This is a genomic window from Rhodococcus sp. 14-2483-1-2, assembly GCF_002259405.1.
Lineage (GTDB): Bacteria > Actinomycetota > Actinomycetes > Mycobacteriales > Mycobacteriaceae > Rhodococcoides.
The window spans coordinates 119,533-134,826 of the sequence record NZ_NPFW01000009.1 but is presented as its reverse complement, the minus strand read 5'-3'; the positions used below and the strand labels follow the sequence as shown (position 1 = coordinate 134,826).

At 64.0% G+C, this 15,294-nt stretch carries 13 protein-coding genes; 8 read left to right on the top strand and 5 right to left on the bottom strand.

What is annotated here, in order from left to right; translation table 11 throughout:
- Positions 1 to 71: 71 nt before the first annotated feature.
- The 4 genes from CH295_RS09635 to CH295_RS09620 form a co-directional block, all read right to left on the bottom strand.
- Positions 72 to 860 carry an ABC transporter ATP-binding protein gene (locus tag CH295_RS09635; RefSeq protein WP_037195374.1) on the bottom strand — a complete coding sequence of 263 codons (789 nt, stop codon included), beginning with the start codon at positions 858 to 860 and terminating at the stop codon, positions 72 to 74.
- Positions 857 to 1,882, bottom strand: coding sequence for a FecCD family ABC transporter permease (locus CH295_RS09630; protein ID WP_037195372.1), 1,026 nt, complete (start codon positions 1,880 to 1,882; stop codon positions 857 to 859). Before CH295_RS09630 ends, CH295_RS09635 begins: the two co-directional genes overlap by 4 nt.
- On the bottom strand, positions 1,879 to 2,907 hold the full coding sequence (locus CH295_RS09625; protein WP_094740526.1) for an ABC transporter substrate-binding protein: 1,029 nt from the start codon (positions 2,905 to 2,907) through the stop codon (positions 1,879 to 1,881). The genes CH295_RS09630 and CH295_RS09625 overlap by 4 nt, the downstream gene beginning before the upstream one ends.
- Positions 2,908 to 3,084: 177 nt before the next feature.
- Positions 3,085 to 4,284, bottom strand: coding sequence for an MFS transporter (locus CH295_RS09620; RefSeq protein WP_094740525.1), 1,200 nt, complete (start codon positions 4,282 to 4,284; stop codon positions 3,085 to 3,087).
- A 47-nt stretch (positions 4,285 to 4,331) separates the two neighbouring features.
- On the opposite strand from CH295_RS09620, the gene CH295_RS09615 reads away from it, so the two are divergent.
- The 4 genes from CH295_RS09615 (at position 4,332) to CH295_RS09600 (ending at position 7,994) form a co-directional block, all read left to right on the top strand.
- Positions 4,332 to 5,396 carry a LacI family DNA-binding transcriptional regulator gene (locus CH295_RS09615; RefSeq protein WP_252341978.1) on the top strand — a complete coding sequence of 355 codons (1,065 nt, stop codon included), beginning with the start codon at positions 4,332 to 4,334 and terminating at the stop codon, positions 5,394 to 5,396.
- Between the two features lie 93 nt (positions 5,397 to 5,489).
- Entirely contained in the window at positions 5,490 to 6,857 is a 1,368-nt protein-coding gene (locus CH295_RS09610; protein ID WP_094740524.1) for a putative bifunctional diguanylate cyclase/phosphodiesterase, read from the top strand.
- Between the two features lie 15 nt (positions 6,858 to 6,872).
- The gene (locus tag CH295_RS09605) at positions 6,873 to 7,292 is read left to right on the top strand and encodes a TIGR03668 family PPOX class F420-dependent oxidoreductase (protein WP_037195366.1); all 420 of its coding nucleotides are present in this window, start codon (positions 6,873 to 6,875) and stop codon (positions 7,290 to 7,292) included.
- A 147-nt stretch (positions 7,293 to 7,439) separates the two neighbouring features.
- On the top strand, positions 7,440 to 7,994 hold the full coding sequence (locus CH295_RS09600) for a GNAT family N-acetyltransferase (RefSeq protein ID WP_170945841.1): 555 nt from the start codon (positions 7,440 to 7,442) through the stop codon (positions 7,992 to 7,994).
- Here CH295_RS09600 and CH295_RS09595 read toward each other — a convergent pair.
- The gene (locus tag CH295_RS09595) at positions 7,976 to 8,959 is read right to left on the bottom strand and encodes a hypothetical protein (RefSeq protein WP_094740523.1); all 984 of its coding nucleotides are present in this window, start codon (positions 8,957 to 8,959) and stop codon (positions 7,976 to 7,978) included. The genes CH295_RS09600 and CH295_RS09595 overlap by 19 nt on opposite strands.
- A 352-nt stretch (positions 8,960 to 9,311) precedes the next feature.
- Between CH295_RS09595 and lysX the strand changes: the two genes are divergently transcribed.
- The 4 genes from lysX (at position 9,312) to CH295_RS09575 (ending at position 15,265) form a co-directional block, all read left to right on the top strand.
- A complete protein-coding gene (lysX, locus tag CH295_RS09590; protein ID WP_252341995.1) occupies positions 9,312 to 12,584 on the top strand; it encodes a bifunctional lysylphosphatidylglycerol synthetase/lysine--tRNA ligase LysX in 3,273 nt (1,090 codons plus the stop codon).
- Between the two features lie 109 nt (positions 12,585 to 12,693).
- Complete coding sequence (locus CH295_RS09585; RefSeq protein WP_170945840.1) at positions 12,694 to 13,590, top strand: alpha/beta fold hydrolase; 897 nt, start codon at positions 12,694 to 12,696, stop codon at positions 13,588 to 13,590.
- A gap of 100 nt (positions 13,591 to 13,690) precedes the next feature.
- The gene (locus CH295_RS09580) at positions 13,691 to 14,695 is read left to right on the top strand and encodes a beta-ketoacyl-ACP synthase III (protein WP_032378786.1); all 1,005 of its coding nucleotides are present in this window, start codon (positions 13,691 to 13,693) and stop codon (positions 14,693 to 14,695) included.
- Between the two features lie 168 nt (positions 14,696 to 14,863).
- Positions 14,864 to 15,265: a PPOX class F420-dependent oxidoreductase gene (locus CH295_RS09575; protein WP_094740521.1), complete on the top strand. Its 402-nt coding sequence runs from the start codon at positions 14,864 to 14,866 to the stop codon at positions 15,263 to 15,265.
- Positions 15,266 to 15,294 lie beyond the last annotated feature (29 nt).

Genomic DNA, 15,294 nt, shown 5'->3' with positions numbered 1-15,294 from the left:
GCCAATCGCCTCCGCGGACCACTTCGGCTGGTACTCAATGTGACATTCAGTGGCCTTTTCGACGGTCAATGTCACATCGAGTGGACTCCGGGGTCGGATGGGGCGGGGCGGCGATAGGTCACCTGTGGGTAATTGTCGGCATTCGTGACGCTGGCGTGCACGTTGTATACCGTGCGCACCAGGTCTTCGGTGATCACTTCGTTCGGGGTTCCCGATGCCACGATGGCGCCGTTGTTCAGCACGATGATGCGGTTGCAGAACATCGCGGCGAGGTTGAGGTCGTGGAGGGCGATGTAGCTGCTCAGGGGTAGACCTGCGACGAGGGTGAGGATGTCGAGTTGGTGTTGGATGTCGAGGTGATTGGTCGGCTCGTCGAGCAGTAGTTCGGTGGGTTGTTGGGCGAGGGCTCGGGCGATCTGGACTCGTTGGCGTTCGCCGCCGGAGAGGGTGTGCCATCGTCGGGTGGCTTTCGACGCCATGGCGGTGTCGGCGAGTGCCTGCGCTATCGCCGCGTCGTCGTCGGCTGCGTCGCCGCCGAGGATGCCGTGGTGGGGGATGCGGCCGAGACGGACGACGTCGCGGACACTGATGTCGACGTCGGTGTCGGAGTGTTGGTCGACCATCGCCACGCGTCTGGCGATGCGGCGTCGACGCAGTGTTCGCAGGTTGTCTCCGTCGAGCAGCACGTCGCCGCTGTCGGGGGCGACGATGCCTGCGAGGATTCGCAGTAGCGATGATTTGCCCGACCCGTTGGGTCCGATCAGGCCGATGGTCTCGCCGGGTTCCGGCGCGAAGCTGATGCCGTCGAGGATCGGGTGTCCACCGCGGGTCCATCGAATGTCTCTGGCGTGCAGTGTCATCGGGACCTCCGTAGCCGGAAGAGAATGAGCGCGAAGGCCGGCACGCCGATCAGAGCGGTGACCACTCCGACAGGAATTTCCTGTGGTGCGAACACAGTTCGGGCGATGGTGTCGACCCAGACCATGAAGATTGCGCCCATCACCACCGTCGTCGGGAGCAGTCTTCGGTGGCGCGCGCCGACGAGGAAGCGGGCGGCATGCGGAAGTACCAGTCCTACGAATCCGATGGCTCCGGCGGCACTGACCAGAGCGGCCGTGATCAGTGCGGTGATGACCAGCAACAGGATTCGCACATACTTCACCGGAACGCCGAGGGACGCGGCGGCGTCGTGCCCGAAGGTGAAGGCATCGAGGGCCGAGGTGTTGAACAGGCACACCACCATTCCCAGCAGTGCGACACCGCCGCACAATGCCACGTCCGTCCAGTCGGCGCCGCTCAGGGAGCCGAGCAACCAGAACAGCACCCCGCGGGTTTGTTCGGCATCGGCCGAGGAGATGACGATGAACGACGTGAGAGCCGAGAACAGTTGCGTCCCTGCTACTCCCGCGAGTACGACGCGGTCGTTTCCGCCGCCCGCACCTGCGGCGAGCAGCATCACCAGGACGAACGACAGCAGTGCTCCGGCAAATGCTCCGGTGGACAGCGACAGTGCGCCGCCGCCCACACCGAGCACCGCGACGGAGACGGCACCGGTGGATGCGCCCGACGAGATACCCAACACGAACGGGTCGGCCAGGGGATTGCGCAACAGCGATTGCATGATGGCTCCACACAGAGCGAGGCCTGCACCGCAGATGGCAGCGAGCAGCGTTCGGGGCAACCTCAACTGCCAGACGATGCCGTCCTCGATGCGACTCACTCCGGCGGTGCCGATCCCGATGTGCCCCAGTATCACTCGATACACATCGGATACCGACACACTGGCCGGGCCGATCGTCACGGCCACGCCGATCGAGAGCACCAACACCACGAAGCCACCGAGCAGCAGCGGGATCAGCAACCCGCGATCGGTCCGGCTCATGGGGTGGTCAGTCCCCAATTCTGCAGCGCTGCGGCAACTTTCTCGACCCCGTCGATCGTGCGGATCGACGGGTTGAGGTCGGCACCGTTGACGACGATGTACCGCTTGTCCTCGACGGCGGTGAGCCGACTGGTGACGGAGTTCGATTCCAGGAAGGCAATCTTGCTGTCGAGAGCATCACCGGCGATGCTCCGTCGACTCAGATCGGCGAGCACGAGCGCGGTGGGATCGCGATCGAGAACACTCTCCCAATTGACCTGCGGCCATTCGTCGGTGGTGTCGGCGTAGATGTTCTGGGCACCGACGGATCCGGTGATGATGCCCGACGACCCACAGCATCCGGCCATGTACGGGGTGTCGGTGTCGGCGAACCAGTACGCCAGCGTCACCCCCGAGGCGTCGACGGCTCCTGATGCCGTCGCGAAGCGATCCTGCAGCTCGCCGACGAAGCGTTCGCCGCGATCACGCACGTCGAAGATGGCTGCGAGGTCGCGAATTTCCTGGTAGACGGTCTCGATTTCGAGCGGTGATGTACGCGCACCGTCGGAGTTGACGCTGTCGTCGGTCTTGCCGTTGCAGTCGGTGGGAGAGAGATAGCTCGGCACACCGAGCTGCTCGAACTGGTCCCTGTCGGCGACGCCTCCCGGCCCGAGGGTGCCGCCGAACGACGCGGAGACGAAGTCGGGCTCGGCGTCCAGGACCACCTCCAGAGAGGGCTTGTTGTCCGCCAACCTGGGGACCTTCGCGTTCTCCGATTCGAGGTTCGCGCGGACGGGATCGGTCCAGGTGGCGGTGCCGACCATGCGGTCGGCGAGGCCGAGTGAGAGCAGAATTTCCGTCGAACCCTGATTCAGCGACACTGCCCGCTGCGGCGGGGCGTCGACGACGACGTCGCGGCCGCAGTTCTCGATGGTCAGCGGATAGTTTCCGGTGGTCGGGGTGGCCGCGTCGGTGGTCGCGGTGGACGAACAACCGGCGAGAACGAGGATCGAGACCGCGCCTAGGACGGCGAGTGTGATGCGCATCGTGAGGAGCTTCCTGCTGAGGGCTCGTGTCGCGGAGCCGCGGGTGGAGGTGGATCGCGACGTCCGAGCATTCGGACTTCGAGCTCTCACTCGTCACCGTTGCGCGCCAGCCCCGGAATTGCACCGGATTCCCTCGTTCGTCGCTCGCTGACCCTATCGTGCGGGGCACCTCGAGGGTCAGCGTGCCGCTGCTGTCACCGGCTCCTGGGCATAGCTGCGCGGAAAGGTCCTGCGCGCCACGATGACAACCACCAGCGCTGCAGCCACCAGCGCCGTTGCAGCTGCGGTGACGGCCACGATGCCGCTGAGGTCGATCACCACACCGCCCACCAGAGCACCGGTCGCGATCGCCAACTGGAAGGCAACGACATAGATCGCCGACGCCTTGTCCGCATCGGCTGGGGCCGCCCTGACCACTGCCGATTGGATACACACCGGGAGGGTGGTGAATGCCAGTCCCCACAGGGCGATGGCACCGACGGCGAACACGGCCCAGCTACCGGGCGCTCCGCTCAGAGTGCACCAGAGAATCGCCACTGCCGCTGCGACCGCACCCAGGGCCCCGATGGTCGAGTGTCGGGGCCACCGGTCGTAGGTTCTGCCGATCACCCAGATGCCGATCACCCCGAACAGTCCGTACAGCATCAACATCAGAGTCAGAGTGGTACCCGCCGATCCGATGGCACGGTCGACGATCACCGAGAAATAGGTGTACGCGGCGAAATGACCGAGGACGGCCAGAAACGTCACTCCACACAGAACGGCCAGGGTGCCGTCGAGCACCCGCGGTGTCTTTTTCGTCTCCGAAGCCGCCCGGGTGACCGGCAGTGCCGGGAGGACGAAGTACAGCGCCACGGCGATCGCTGCGGCCACGATGCCGAGAATCGTTGCTGCCGTGCGCCATCCGAACCACTGACCCAGTGCGGCAGTGAGTGGATTGCCGGCCACCAGCGCCAGCGACGTACCGGCGTACACCGTGGCGATCGCCTTGCCCTGCTTGCCGGGTAGCGCGAGCGACGCCGCGACCGGGGCGACGACGGCCCAGAAGACTCCGTGTGTTGCCGCACAGAGCATTCGGGAGATCACCAACATCGGATATCCGACGGATACCGCCGAGAGGAGTTGCGAGAGTGCCAGTGCAGCAACGGTGATGACGACGACGCGCCGTCGGGGCCAGTCGCGCACGAACCGGATCAACGGCATCGTCATCACCGCGACGCCGTACGCGTAGAAGGTCAGCAGCAGACCCACGGCGGATTCGCCGACACCGAGGTCCCCGGATATCTCGGGGAGCAACCCCACGGGCAGCGTTTCCGCCGTGACGTAGATGAATGCGGCTGCGGCGAGCACCAGCAGCTTCGGTAGCGGCGAAGACATGTTGTGTATCGTTACACACGGTCCGTGCGGCGCGCTACAGTGGCCCGGTGAACACTCGGGTGACCATGGCTGACGTCGCAGCGTCCGCAGGCGTTTCCACCATGAGCGTCTCGTACACCTACAACCGACCGAGCCGGGTTTCGGCGGCCACACGCGATCGCGTGCACGAGGCAGCAGCCACCCTCGGTTACGCCGGTCCCAACCGCACCGCGCGGTCACTGCGCAGTGGCAGGCACAACAGCATCGGTGTCGTCCTCGGCGAGAAACTCACCTATGCATTCGAGGATCCCCAGGCTCGACGCTTTCTGTCCGGTATCGCCGAAGCGTGTCTCGACGCCGACACCGCGCTGGTGATGCTGCCGAACCTGCACCGCGACACCGACAACGCACGCATCAGGGACGCACAGGTCGACGGATACGTCGTGTGGACCACCGAAATCGACGACCCCCTGCTCGACGTGCTCGTCGACACCGGCCGCCCGACGTGCATCCAGGGTGGGCCCGACCACCCAGGACTGAACTGGATCGCCATCGACGACAGAGCGGCAGCCGACGCCGTGGCCACCACCGCGTTGAACAGCCGATCTCGACCTGCCATCGTCGCCCTCAGACCCGATACCCGACGCGAATCGACGATCGTGCGTGGCGCGGACGCGTCGGACATCTCGATGCCGGTGACCCGAGCGCGGCTCGCAGGCTACCGAGACGCATGCCTGCGATCGGGGATCGACTGGTCGACGGTACCGACACTGTTCACCACCGACAACGCCCGCGCAGAAGGCGACCGAGCAGCGCGACTGTTGTTGAAGGACAATGCCGTCGACACACTGCTCGTGATGAGCGACGAACTTGCCCTCGGGGTACTCGATGCTGCGACCGTGTCCGGAATCGACATTCCGGGGCGACTGGCCGTCACCGGGTGGGACGACTCCCCCGCCGCAGCCGAAGCCGGATTGACCACCGTCGCGCAGTCGCTGTTCGATCAGGGGCGGTCGGCGGCCCGGTGGGTGCTCGGACTCAGCGACAGTGTGGACGACGCGATCTGGAGAATCGAAGAACGAATATCGACAGGTCGCACAAACGGCACACAAACCGAGAACACCGTGATCTAATAGTCCATAAAAAGGGGATGTTCCCTGTTTATGGCGTCTAACCGGACTCTTGGGCTAGTATCACTCGTGGCTATCCGGCCATGAGGGGGAACAATGAGCCGAGAGCACGACGCGCCGCCCCGTCATGTCGCAGCCGTGTCCGGAACAGCAGCCCAACACGACGCGCTGACCGGCCTCCCGAACCGCGTCGAGATCCTTGCCCTCATCACCACCGAGCTCGACCGACGCACCCCTGACCGCCAGTTCAGCGTCCTGCTGGTCGACATCGACGGATTCCGAGAATTCAACGACGCCCTCGGCCCCGCCCAAGGCGATGACCTGCTGTGCATGATCGCCGACCGACTCCTTGCCTCCACCCGGCCCGGCGACACCATCGGCCGGCTCACCGGCGACGAATTCGTCGTCATCGCACGAGGCTGCCACTCCATAGCCGCGCGCGCCATGGCTGCCGGATTCACGAGCATCTTCGAGCCCGCCTTCGAGCTCGGCGGCCACCAACTCACCCTCACCGCCAGCGTCGGAGTCGCCTCCAGCACCGACACCGACATCAGCGCCACCCAACTGGTCCACAACGCCGCCGCAGCCATGCACGCCGCCAAAGCCGTCGGACGCAACGAACACCACGTCTTCACCGACGAGCTCCACCAGACCAACCGCACCCGACTCGAACTCATCGAACGGCTACGCGGCATCGCCATGGTCGAGCGCGAACTGACGATGGTCTACCAACCCATCGTCGAACTCGCGACAGGAACGGTCGTCGGGGCCGAAGCACTCATCCGATGGAACCACCCCGAACTCGGCCTACTGATGCCCGACACCTTCATCCCCCTCGCCGAGGACGCCGACCTCATCGTCCCGCTGAGCCTGTGGATACTCGCCGAGGTCGCGCACACGATCGCCGACTGGCAGACCCGCAACATCCACCTCCAGGTGGGCGTCAACATCAGCCCCGCCCACTTCGCCACAGGAACCCTCGCCACCGACGTCATCGACACCGTCGACACCTACGGCATCGAACCCGGACGGCTCGCACTCGAACTCTCCGAATCACAGACACTCCACGATCTCGACGCCGTCCACTACCAACTTCGCGACGTCCAACGCCACGGCGTCCTCATCGCCATCGACGACTTCGGCTCCGGCTTCTCCTCCCTCGAACGACTCGCCACCCTCCCCGTCGACATCCTCAAGATCGACAAATCCCTCACCCAACACCTCGACAGCGACAACCTGCACCGACGCCGCGCCATGACCACGCTCTGCACCGCCCTCGTCGACGTCACCACCACCCTCGGCAAGGACACCGTCATCGAGGGAATCGAGACACCGGAACAACTCCAGATCTGCACCGACATGGGCGTAACCTTCGGCCAAGGACACCTACTCGGACGCCCCATGCCCGTCGCGGCACTCGAACAATTCATCACCCGACACAGCACCCACAGCGAATCCGCTTAACCCGAGGAACCGAACGTGAAGATCGACAACGAAGTCCAACGCTTCACCGACGCACCCCGAGCCCAACTCTCGACCATCAACCCCGACGGCACACCGCACCTCGTACCGATCGTCTTCGCCGTCGCGCCCACCGGCGACCGCATCTTCACCGCCATCGACTGGAAACCCAAAACAACCCGAAAACTCCAGCGACTGGACAACATCCGCGCCGACCCCGCCGTCAGCCTCATCGTCGACCACTACACCGACGACTGGTCCCAACTCTGGTGGATCCGCGCAGACGGATCCGCCCACATCGTCGAATCCTCCAGCACCGAAGGCACATCGGCCACCGACGCCTTGGTCGCGAAATACAGTCAATACAGAAACAACAGACCTGAGGGTCCAGTCATTATCATCGACAAACTGTCCTGGAGATCCTGGTCGGCTTCCTGACCCCGCCCCCTGCCCCCGCTTTGACCACTCAATGTGACCTTCAGTGGCCTTTTCGCCCGTCAATGGCACATCGAGTGGACTGCGGGCGGGTGGAAGTGCGGCGAAATTCGTTGGCAAGTCGGGTGCACTGTTGACACACTGCTGACCATGCTCGACGTGCCTCCCAATCGGATTGTCACCGACCGACTCGTCATTCGTCGCGAATCGGTCGACGATGCGGTTGCCATTGCCGACGCGATCGATCGCAATCTCGTTCGCCTCGTGCCCTGGATGGGTTGGGCGACCGAAGAAGCCACACAGCCTTCGGCACAATTAGCTCGTATCGCCGAGGCCGTCGAGCAGTGGGATGCCGGTGAGATGTTCGATTACGGAATTTTCGACCTCGACGGCGGTGCGTTTCTGGGCAAAATCGGGATGCATCGCCGAATCGGCCCGCACGGAATCGAATTGGGTTACTGGCTCGACGCCCGGGCGGAGGGACGTGGGGTGATCAGCGAGGCCGTCGCTGCCCTCATGCGGGAGGCCTTGAAACTGGACGGGATCCGCCGAGTCGAAATTCATTGTGATGCAGCTAATCTCAGAAGCCAGGCCGTACCCAGGCGGCTTGGATTCGTTCTGGACAGCATCGAGCATCGACCGATCGCAGCTGTTTCAGAGACCGGCGAGCACATGGTCTGGGTGTATCAGCCCGACCGACGATAAGCCTGATCTGCTCGCGGCCGAACCGTGACGTTCGGTCGCGGTCGCGCCTTGGCCTGCTCGTAGCGCGCCCGAAGGTCGGACAGCACGCGTTCCGGATCGTCTCGAATATCGCTCGGCAGATGTGTCACCACGATGAGGCCGGCGTTCTGCGCTCGTTCACGACGCTCCACCGTCGCCCTGTGCGCCGCGGGCGAGAGGTGGTACTCCAGCGAATCGATCTCCCAATCCAATGCGACGTCATCGAGCCAGTTGTCGGCGATCAACAGGAACTTTCCCCGCTCGTCGTGGACGACCACATTGTGTTGCATCGCCGGAAGTCCGCTGCGCGCGTACAGCTTCTGCGCCTGGGCTTCTGCAACGGAATGCGCGCCGGCCGCCAACTCCCGCAGCACCCGTCGCGGCATCGCCGTCCCACGTGTACTGCCGGCGTCGAGCTCCTTCATGATCGCGTCCACGGTGGCCGCGCCTCGCTGCACGACGCTTGCAATCAGCGCCAGGCACTGCTCGGCATTCTTCATCCGCCGAACTGCATCGCACAAGCACCGAACGATCGGCGCGACGCGGAGCCCCGACCTGATCTCCGCCGTGGGCATTCGCCACGTTCGCTCCACCACTGCGAAGCTCACGGACTTGCGATGTTGCGGCTCGGGAATCAGTGCAAATGTCTCCTCCAGCGAGCCCGACGTACCGAATCCATGCAACGCCAACCCTGCCCGACCACTGATGAGAGCATCTTTGCCGCAGTAGATCGCCACCGCGGTGGCGCGTTCCATCGGCGTCAGCGAGCGGTTCTTCAAGAACACCAACCCAGGCAGCGCCCGTGACCAGCTGCCGTCCGGCTGAGTGCGTCGAACAATGGTCTTCGACGCCACCCCGAGTTCGAGTAGATGCGCTGTCCTCATGAAGCCGCGATCCGATGCAGCCGCGATTACCTTCGCGTCGACTCGTGCTCCACCCCGCTTCATAACCAAGATGATGCACAGTCCGCACACCCCGAATCCATCACGACGACGGGAAACGAATTGCCCTGTGGACAACTCACACCCTGTGGACAAACTGCCGACCCTCGTGCGCCGAGGCGACGCTGCATCACGATCCAATGTCCCCGAAGATTCGCTGCCCGCACTCGATTCGAGGTCCACTCGATGTGCCATTGACTGCCGAAAAGGCCACTGAACGTCACATTGAGTGGACGGGCGGGTCCGGCAATGGGGAACTGACTCGGTCGGCGGGGATACCGTCTACGTTGCAAGTGCATTCTGACTTCGGGAGTGAGATATGACGGCGACAGCAGTTCCCTCGGAGCGGTCCGGGTCCATGGCTCCGCGGTCGTTCGTGCCACCCGCGCGTGGTCGGTTGAGTGAGGTGCCCCATATCGCGGGGTTGGTGCTCGGCGTGTTCGCGGTGTTGTTGTTTCTGTGGAGTCTGTCGCCGACTCTTCGCTTCCTGATTCATGTTCCTCGTGAATACGTGGACAGCTACTACTTCGATGCTCCCGATACGAGTTTGTCGTGGGCGTTGGTGGTCGGGTTGTTGGCGGCGGCGCTGGCGAGTCGCAAACGCATTGCGTGGTGGTTGTTGACGATCTATCTGGTGTTGTTGGCGATCACCAATGTCGTCGAGGGCATCACGGAGAAGGACGTCAGCTCGTGGATTGCACTGGCTGTGCATGTCGTGGTGACGGGGTTGTTGATCGCCGCGCGCAAGGAGTTCTACACGCGTGTGCGCCGCGGTGCGGTGTGGAAGGCGCTCGGCGTGCTCGTGCTGGGCGCCGCCATCGGGACGGTGATCGGGTGGGCGCTGGTGGCGTTGTTCCCCGGGTCGTTGCCGGAGAGTCAGACGTTCCTGTGGGCGTTCAATCGGGTCACGGCGTTGGCGACGGTGGACAACGAGCAGTTCGACGGCAGGCCGAACGGGATCGTCAACACGGCGTTGGGTCTGTTCGGAGCGTTGGCGTTGCTGGGGGCTGTCATCACGTTGTTTCGGTCTCAGCGGTCGAGCAATGCGCTCACCGGTCGCGACGAGTCCGCTCTCCGTGGCCTGCTGGACAAGTGGGGCGCCGACGATTCCCTCGGCTACTTCGCCACCCGACGCGACAAGGGCGTCATCTTCGCCACCAGTGGCAAGGCAGCGGTGACGTATCGCGTCGAGGTCGGTGTGTGTCTTGCCAGTGGTGACCCGATCGGCAACCCCGAGGCGTGGCCGCATGCGATATCCGAATGGTTGGACCTGGCCGAGAAGTACGGCTGGACCCCGGCTGTCATGGGGGCCAGCGAGATCGGCGCCACCGCGTACAAGCGGGCCGGCCTGAGCGTCCTCGAACTCGGCGACGAAGCAATCCTGAAAACCAAAGATTTCAACCTCAATGGACGCGAGATGCGCCCCGTGCGTCAGGCGGTCAACCGGGCTCGCAAGGCGGGTGTTGTGGTCACCGTGCGTCGTCATCGGGATATTTCGTCGGAGGAGATGTCGGAGATCATTGCCTGCGCGGATGCGTGGCGCGATACCGAAACCGAGCGTGGTTTCTCGATGGCGTTGGGCCGGCTGGGTGATCCGCTGGACGGCGATTGCCTTCTGGTGCAGGCAGTTCAGGGTGAGAAGGTGATCGGTGTTCTCTCGTTGGTCCCGTGGGGTCGTACCGGTGCATCGCTGGATCTGATGCGCCGGGATCCGGCGTCGCCCAACGGGGTGATCGAACTGATGGTGACCGAGCTCGCCACCGGCGCAGATCATTTCGGTATCAGCAAGATCTCGCTGAACTTCGCCGTGTTCCGCGCGGCGTTCGAGGAGGGCAGCCGGATCGGGGCCGGGCCGGTGTTGCGGATCTGGCGAAGCGTGCTGGTGTTCTTCTCCCGGTGGTGGCAGCTCGAGGCACTGTATCGCTCGAACGTGAAGTACCTTCCGGAATGGGAGCCGCGCTACCTCTGCTTCGCCGACAATCGGGTGTTGCCCAAGGTCGGCGTCGCGTCGGCCATCGCCGAAGGCTTCCTGACTCTTCCGACCTTCCGACGGGCCTCGAAGCACACCGGTTCCCACGTCGCGGTGCCCGCAGCTCTGGCCGACGCCGCCGACATTCATCCCGACGGCAGTGGACCCGACAGCGTTCCGGACGAGCCGACGCCGGGCCGGAAGCGTCCCGACCAGGTGCGCGTGCGCATGTCGAAGCTCGATCGCCTCGAACGCGAGGGCACCGAGGGCTATCCCGTCGCGTATCCCCCGACCCACACCGTCGAGGCAGCGGTGGCGTCGCCGCAGGGCACAACGGTGCGAATCGCCGGACGCATTCTGCGTATCCGTGACTACGGCAGCGTGTCCTTCGCCGTCATCCGTGACTGGTCGGCCGATATTCAGGTGCTGTTCGACCGCGAACGCGTCGGCGACAGAATCGAAGAATTCGATGCCGACTTCGACCTGGGTGACCTCATCGAGGTCAGCGGCACCATCGGGTTCAGCAGGCGTGGTGAGCTCTCCCTGCTGGCCACCGAGTGGCGCATGAACGCCAAGTGCCTGCATCCGTTGCCGGACAAGTACCGCGGGCTCACCGATCCGGAAGCTCGGGTGCGGCAGCGTTACGTGGACCTGGCGATCAATCGGGATGCTCGAGCTCTGCTGATCGCACGCTCGAACGTGGTGAAATCCCTCCGTGATTCGCTGGCAGAGCGCGGGTACATGGAAGTCGAGACACCGATTCTGCAGCAGGTGCACGGCGGTGCGAACGCCGCGCCGTTCGTCACCCACATCAATGCCTACAACCTCGATCTCTACCTGCGAATCGCCCCGGAGCTGTATCTCAAGCGCCTGTGCGTCGGCGGCATGGAGAAGGTGTTCGAGATCGGGCGTGTGTTCCGCAACGAAGGAGCGGACTTCAAACACAATCCCGAGTTCACGATCCTCGAGGCGTACGAGGCCCACAGCGACTACGAACGCGCAATGGTGTTGTGCCGCCAATTGATTCAACGGGCTGCTGTTGCGGCGCACGGACGCGAGATCATCCTGCGTCCCGACGGCCCGAACGGAGAGATGATCGAGATCGACATCTCCGGCGAGTGGCCCGTCAAGACGCTGCACGGTGCCGTCGCCGAGAAGTTGGGCGTACCCGTCGAACCGTCGACCCCACTGGGCGAACTGCAACGCCTGTGCGACGAGAACGCCATCCCGTACGAGAAGACCTGGGATGCGGGAGCCGTCGCGCAGGGAATGTACGAGCATCTCGTCGAGGACTACACGGAATTCCCCACCTTCTACAAGGACTTCCCGACGTCGATGTCGCCGTTGACGAGGCCGCATCGGAGCATCCCCGGGGTCGCAGAGAAATGGGATCTAGTCGCGTGGGGTGTCGAGCTGGGTACCGCGTACAGCGAACTGACGGACCCGGTCGATCAGCGGCAGCGACTGACCGAACAGTCTCTGCTCGCGGCCGGGGGCGACGAGGAGGCGATGAGCTTGGACGAGGACTTCCTGCAGGCACTCGAGCACGGGATGCCGCCGACCGGTGGTCTCGGCATGGGCGTCGACCGGGTTGTCATGCTCATCACCGGAGGCAGCATCCGCGAAACGTTGGCGTTCCCGCTGGCCAAGCCGCGTCAATGACCTCCGCTACGACCCCATCCGCGAGGCCGAGTGTGAAAAACCGGGAAAATGATGGAAACTGGACGGTGAAACAGACGGCGGGTCGGCTGAGCATCGTGGGGAACCAAATATGGACAACGGGGATCGAGCCGAACGCAGTGCGTTGTTTCCCGTGAAACATCCGCCCGGTCGATACGTCGAGGTGGACGGACAACGTCTGCATCTGCTCGTACGCGGAACCGGCCCCACGGTGGTCCTCTGCGGAGGCCTCGGCAGCAATTGGTTCGACTGGAACGACACCGTCGACATCTTGAGCTCCCACCATCACGTGGTCGTTCTCGACCGCCCCGGCTTCGGACTCAGCGACCCCCTGCCCGTCGGTGCCACGCCCACCGTCCACGGAGAGGCAGACAGGATCATCGGCGTCCTCGACGCACTCGGAGTCACCGAGCCGGCCGTCGTCGCAGGTCATTCGATTGCCGGCTTCTACGCAGAAGCCGTCGCCCGGCTGTACCCGTCGCGCATCCGCGGGATTCTGTTGCTCGATTCCAGCGCAGAATCCGACCCCCGACGATTCATCCCGGCTGCCGTGCGTGTCGAGGCCGCGCACGTGATCGCAACGATGCTCAGCAGGACCGGCGTGCAGAAACTGATCGGACCGCGTGTGCGCCGCATCCTCAACCAGGCGACACCGCCCGACGGCACACCGCAGGAGACATTCGACTGGGTCGACGACATCTATCGCAGACCCGCCTACCTCGCCGCCGCGCTGGTGGAGGACGTCGTCTACCCGGATCTCTCGGTCGAACTGAACCGCATCCGCAAGCAGTTCCGACTCGGTGTGCCCGTCATCGTGGCGGCCGCACACACGGGCAGGCCGTCGCCGTGGGGCAAGAGATGGGTACGGACACAGCGCAAACTCGCTGCCTACCTGCAAGCGGATTTCACCGTCGTCATGCCCGCCCATCACCACGCCATGATCGACAAACCCGCCGAGGTCGCGGCCCTCATCGCCGAACTGGTGTGAACTCCTCGCGGCGACGCACGTAACGTGTGTCACCGAGCCCGCAGCCCAAGACCCGAGCCGAAGCTCGGCGATGGCGCGGTAGCACGAGAGGAAATTGAAGATGGGTGCGATCAGCACGACGCAGGGACGACAGTCGAAACTACTCGGACTCGGCGTTCACCGCCCCGAGCGAGTCGTGACCAACGACGAGATCTGCGAATTCATCGACTCGAGCGACGAGTGGATCCAAACGCGATCGGGAATCAAGAACCGGCGCTTCGCCGATCCCAAGGAAAACGTCGTCGAGATGTCCATCGCAGCAGGCCGCAAGGCCCTCGAGGCCAGCGGAATCACGGCCGACCAAGTCGACACCGTCATCGTCGCCACCTCGACGCATCTCGAACTGACACCCCAGGCAGCTGCGAAAGTAGCGCACGGACTCGGCACCAAGGGACCGGCCGCATTCGACATCTGCGCCGGCTGCGCAGGCTTCTGCTACTCCCTCGCCGTCGCATCGGACCTGGTCAAGGCCGGAACCTCCAAGTACGTCCTCGTCATCGGTGCAGAACAGCTCAGCGTCACCACCGACCCCTACGACCGCACCACGCGATTCATCTTCGCCGACGGTGCCGGTGCCGTGGTCGTCGGACAGAGTGACGAAACCGAGATCGGGCCCGCCGTCTGGGGCTCGGACGGCTCGCAATCCGACGCCATCGTCCAGACAACCGACTGGTACGACTACATCACCGAGGAAGGCCTCGAGCGACCCTGGATCCGGATGAACGGAATCTCCGTCTTCCGCTGGGCCGCATTCGAAATGGGCAAAGCCGCGCAGCGGGTCCTCGACGTCGCCGGCATCAAGACCGACGAACTGCACGCCTTCATCCCCCACCAAGCAAACAGCCGCATCACCGAACTGCTGGCCAAGAGCCTGAACCTCGCCGACGGCACCCCGGTCGCCAACGACATCGCCGAAACCGGCAACACCTCGGCAGCCTCGATCCCCCTGGCCATGGAAGAACTCCTGCGCACCGGCAAAGCAAAAGCAGGAGACACCGCACTGCTACTCGCCTTCGGTGCCGGACTCTCCTACGCCGGACAGGTAGTCAAACTCCCCAACCTGTAGTCGCACATCCGCACCGAGTGCACCCGATTCCCGAGTGCACCCGAAACCCCAGTCCACTCGATGTGACATTCAGTGGCCTTTTCGGCAGTCAATGTCACATCGAGTGGACTTCGGGGCGGTGTGGGCGGAAGCAGGACCGCAGCGGGGGTCGAGTCGTAAGGTTGTCGTATGCCGAAGCCCCCGTTGCCCGATGCTGCTGTGGAATTGCTGAAGAAGCCGAATCCCGCCGTCATGGCTGTGGTTCGTGCCGATGGAACGCCGATCACCGCACCCACCTGGTATTTGTGGGAGGACGGGAAGGTCGTGCTCAATTTCGACGCGTCTCGGAAGCGTCTCGAGCACATCAGGGCCAATCCGAAGGTCTCCATTTCGGTGTTGGACGAGGCCAGTTGGTACACCCATGTGACGGTGCACGGCTCGATCGAGTTGCAGGACGATCCCGATCTGGTGGATATCGATCGCATTTCGACGCAATACACCGGGAATCCGTATCCGGTTCGGGATCAGCCTCGGGTGACCGGTTACGTCACCGTCGACGCGTATGTGGGCTGGGGCAAGCTCGGCACGTAGCGTCGCCAGAGAACGGTTGCGACGGCTGT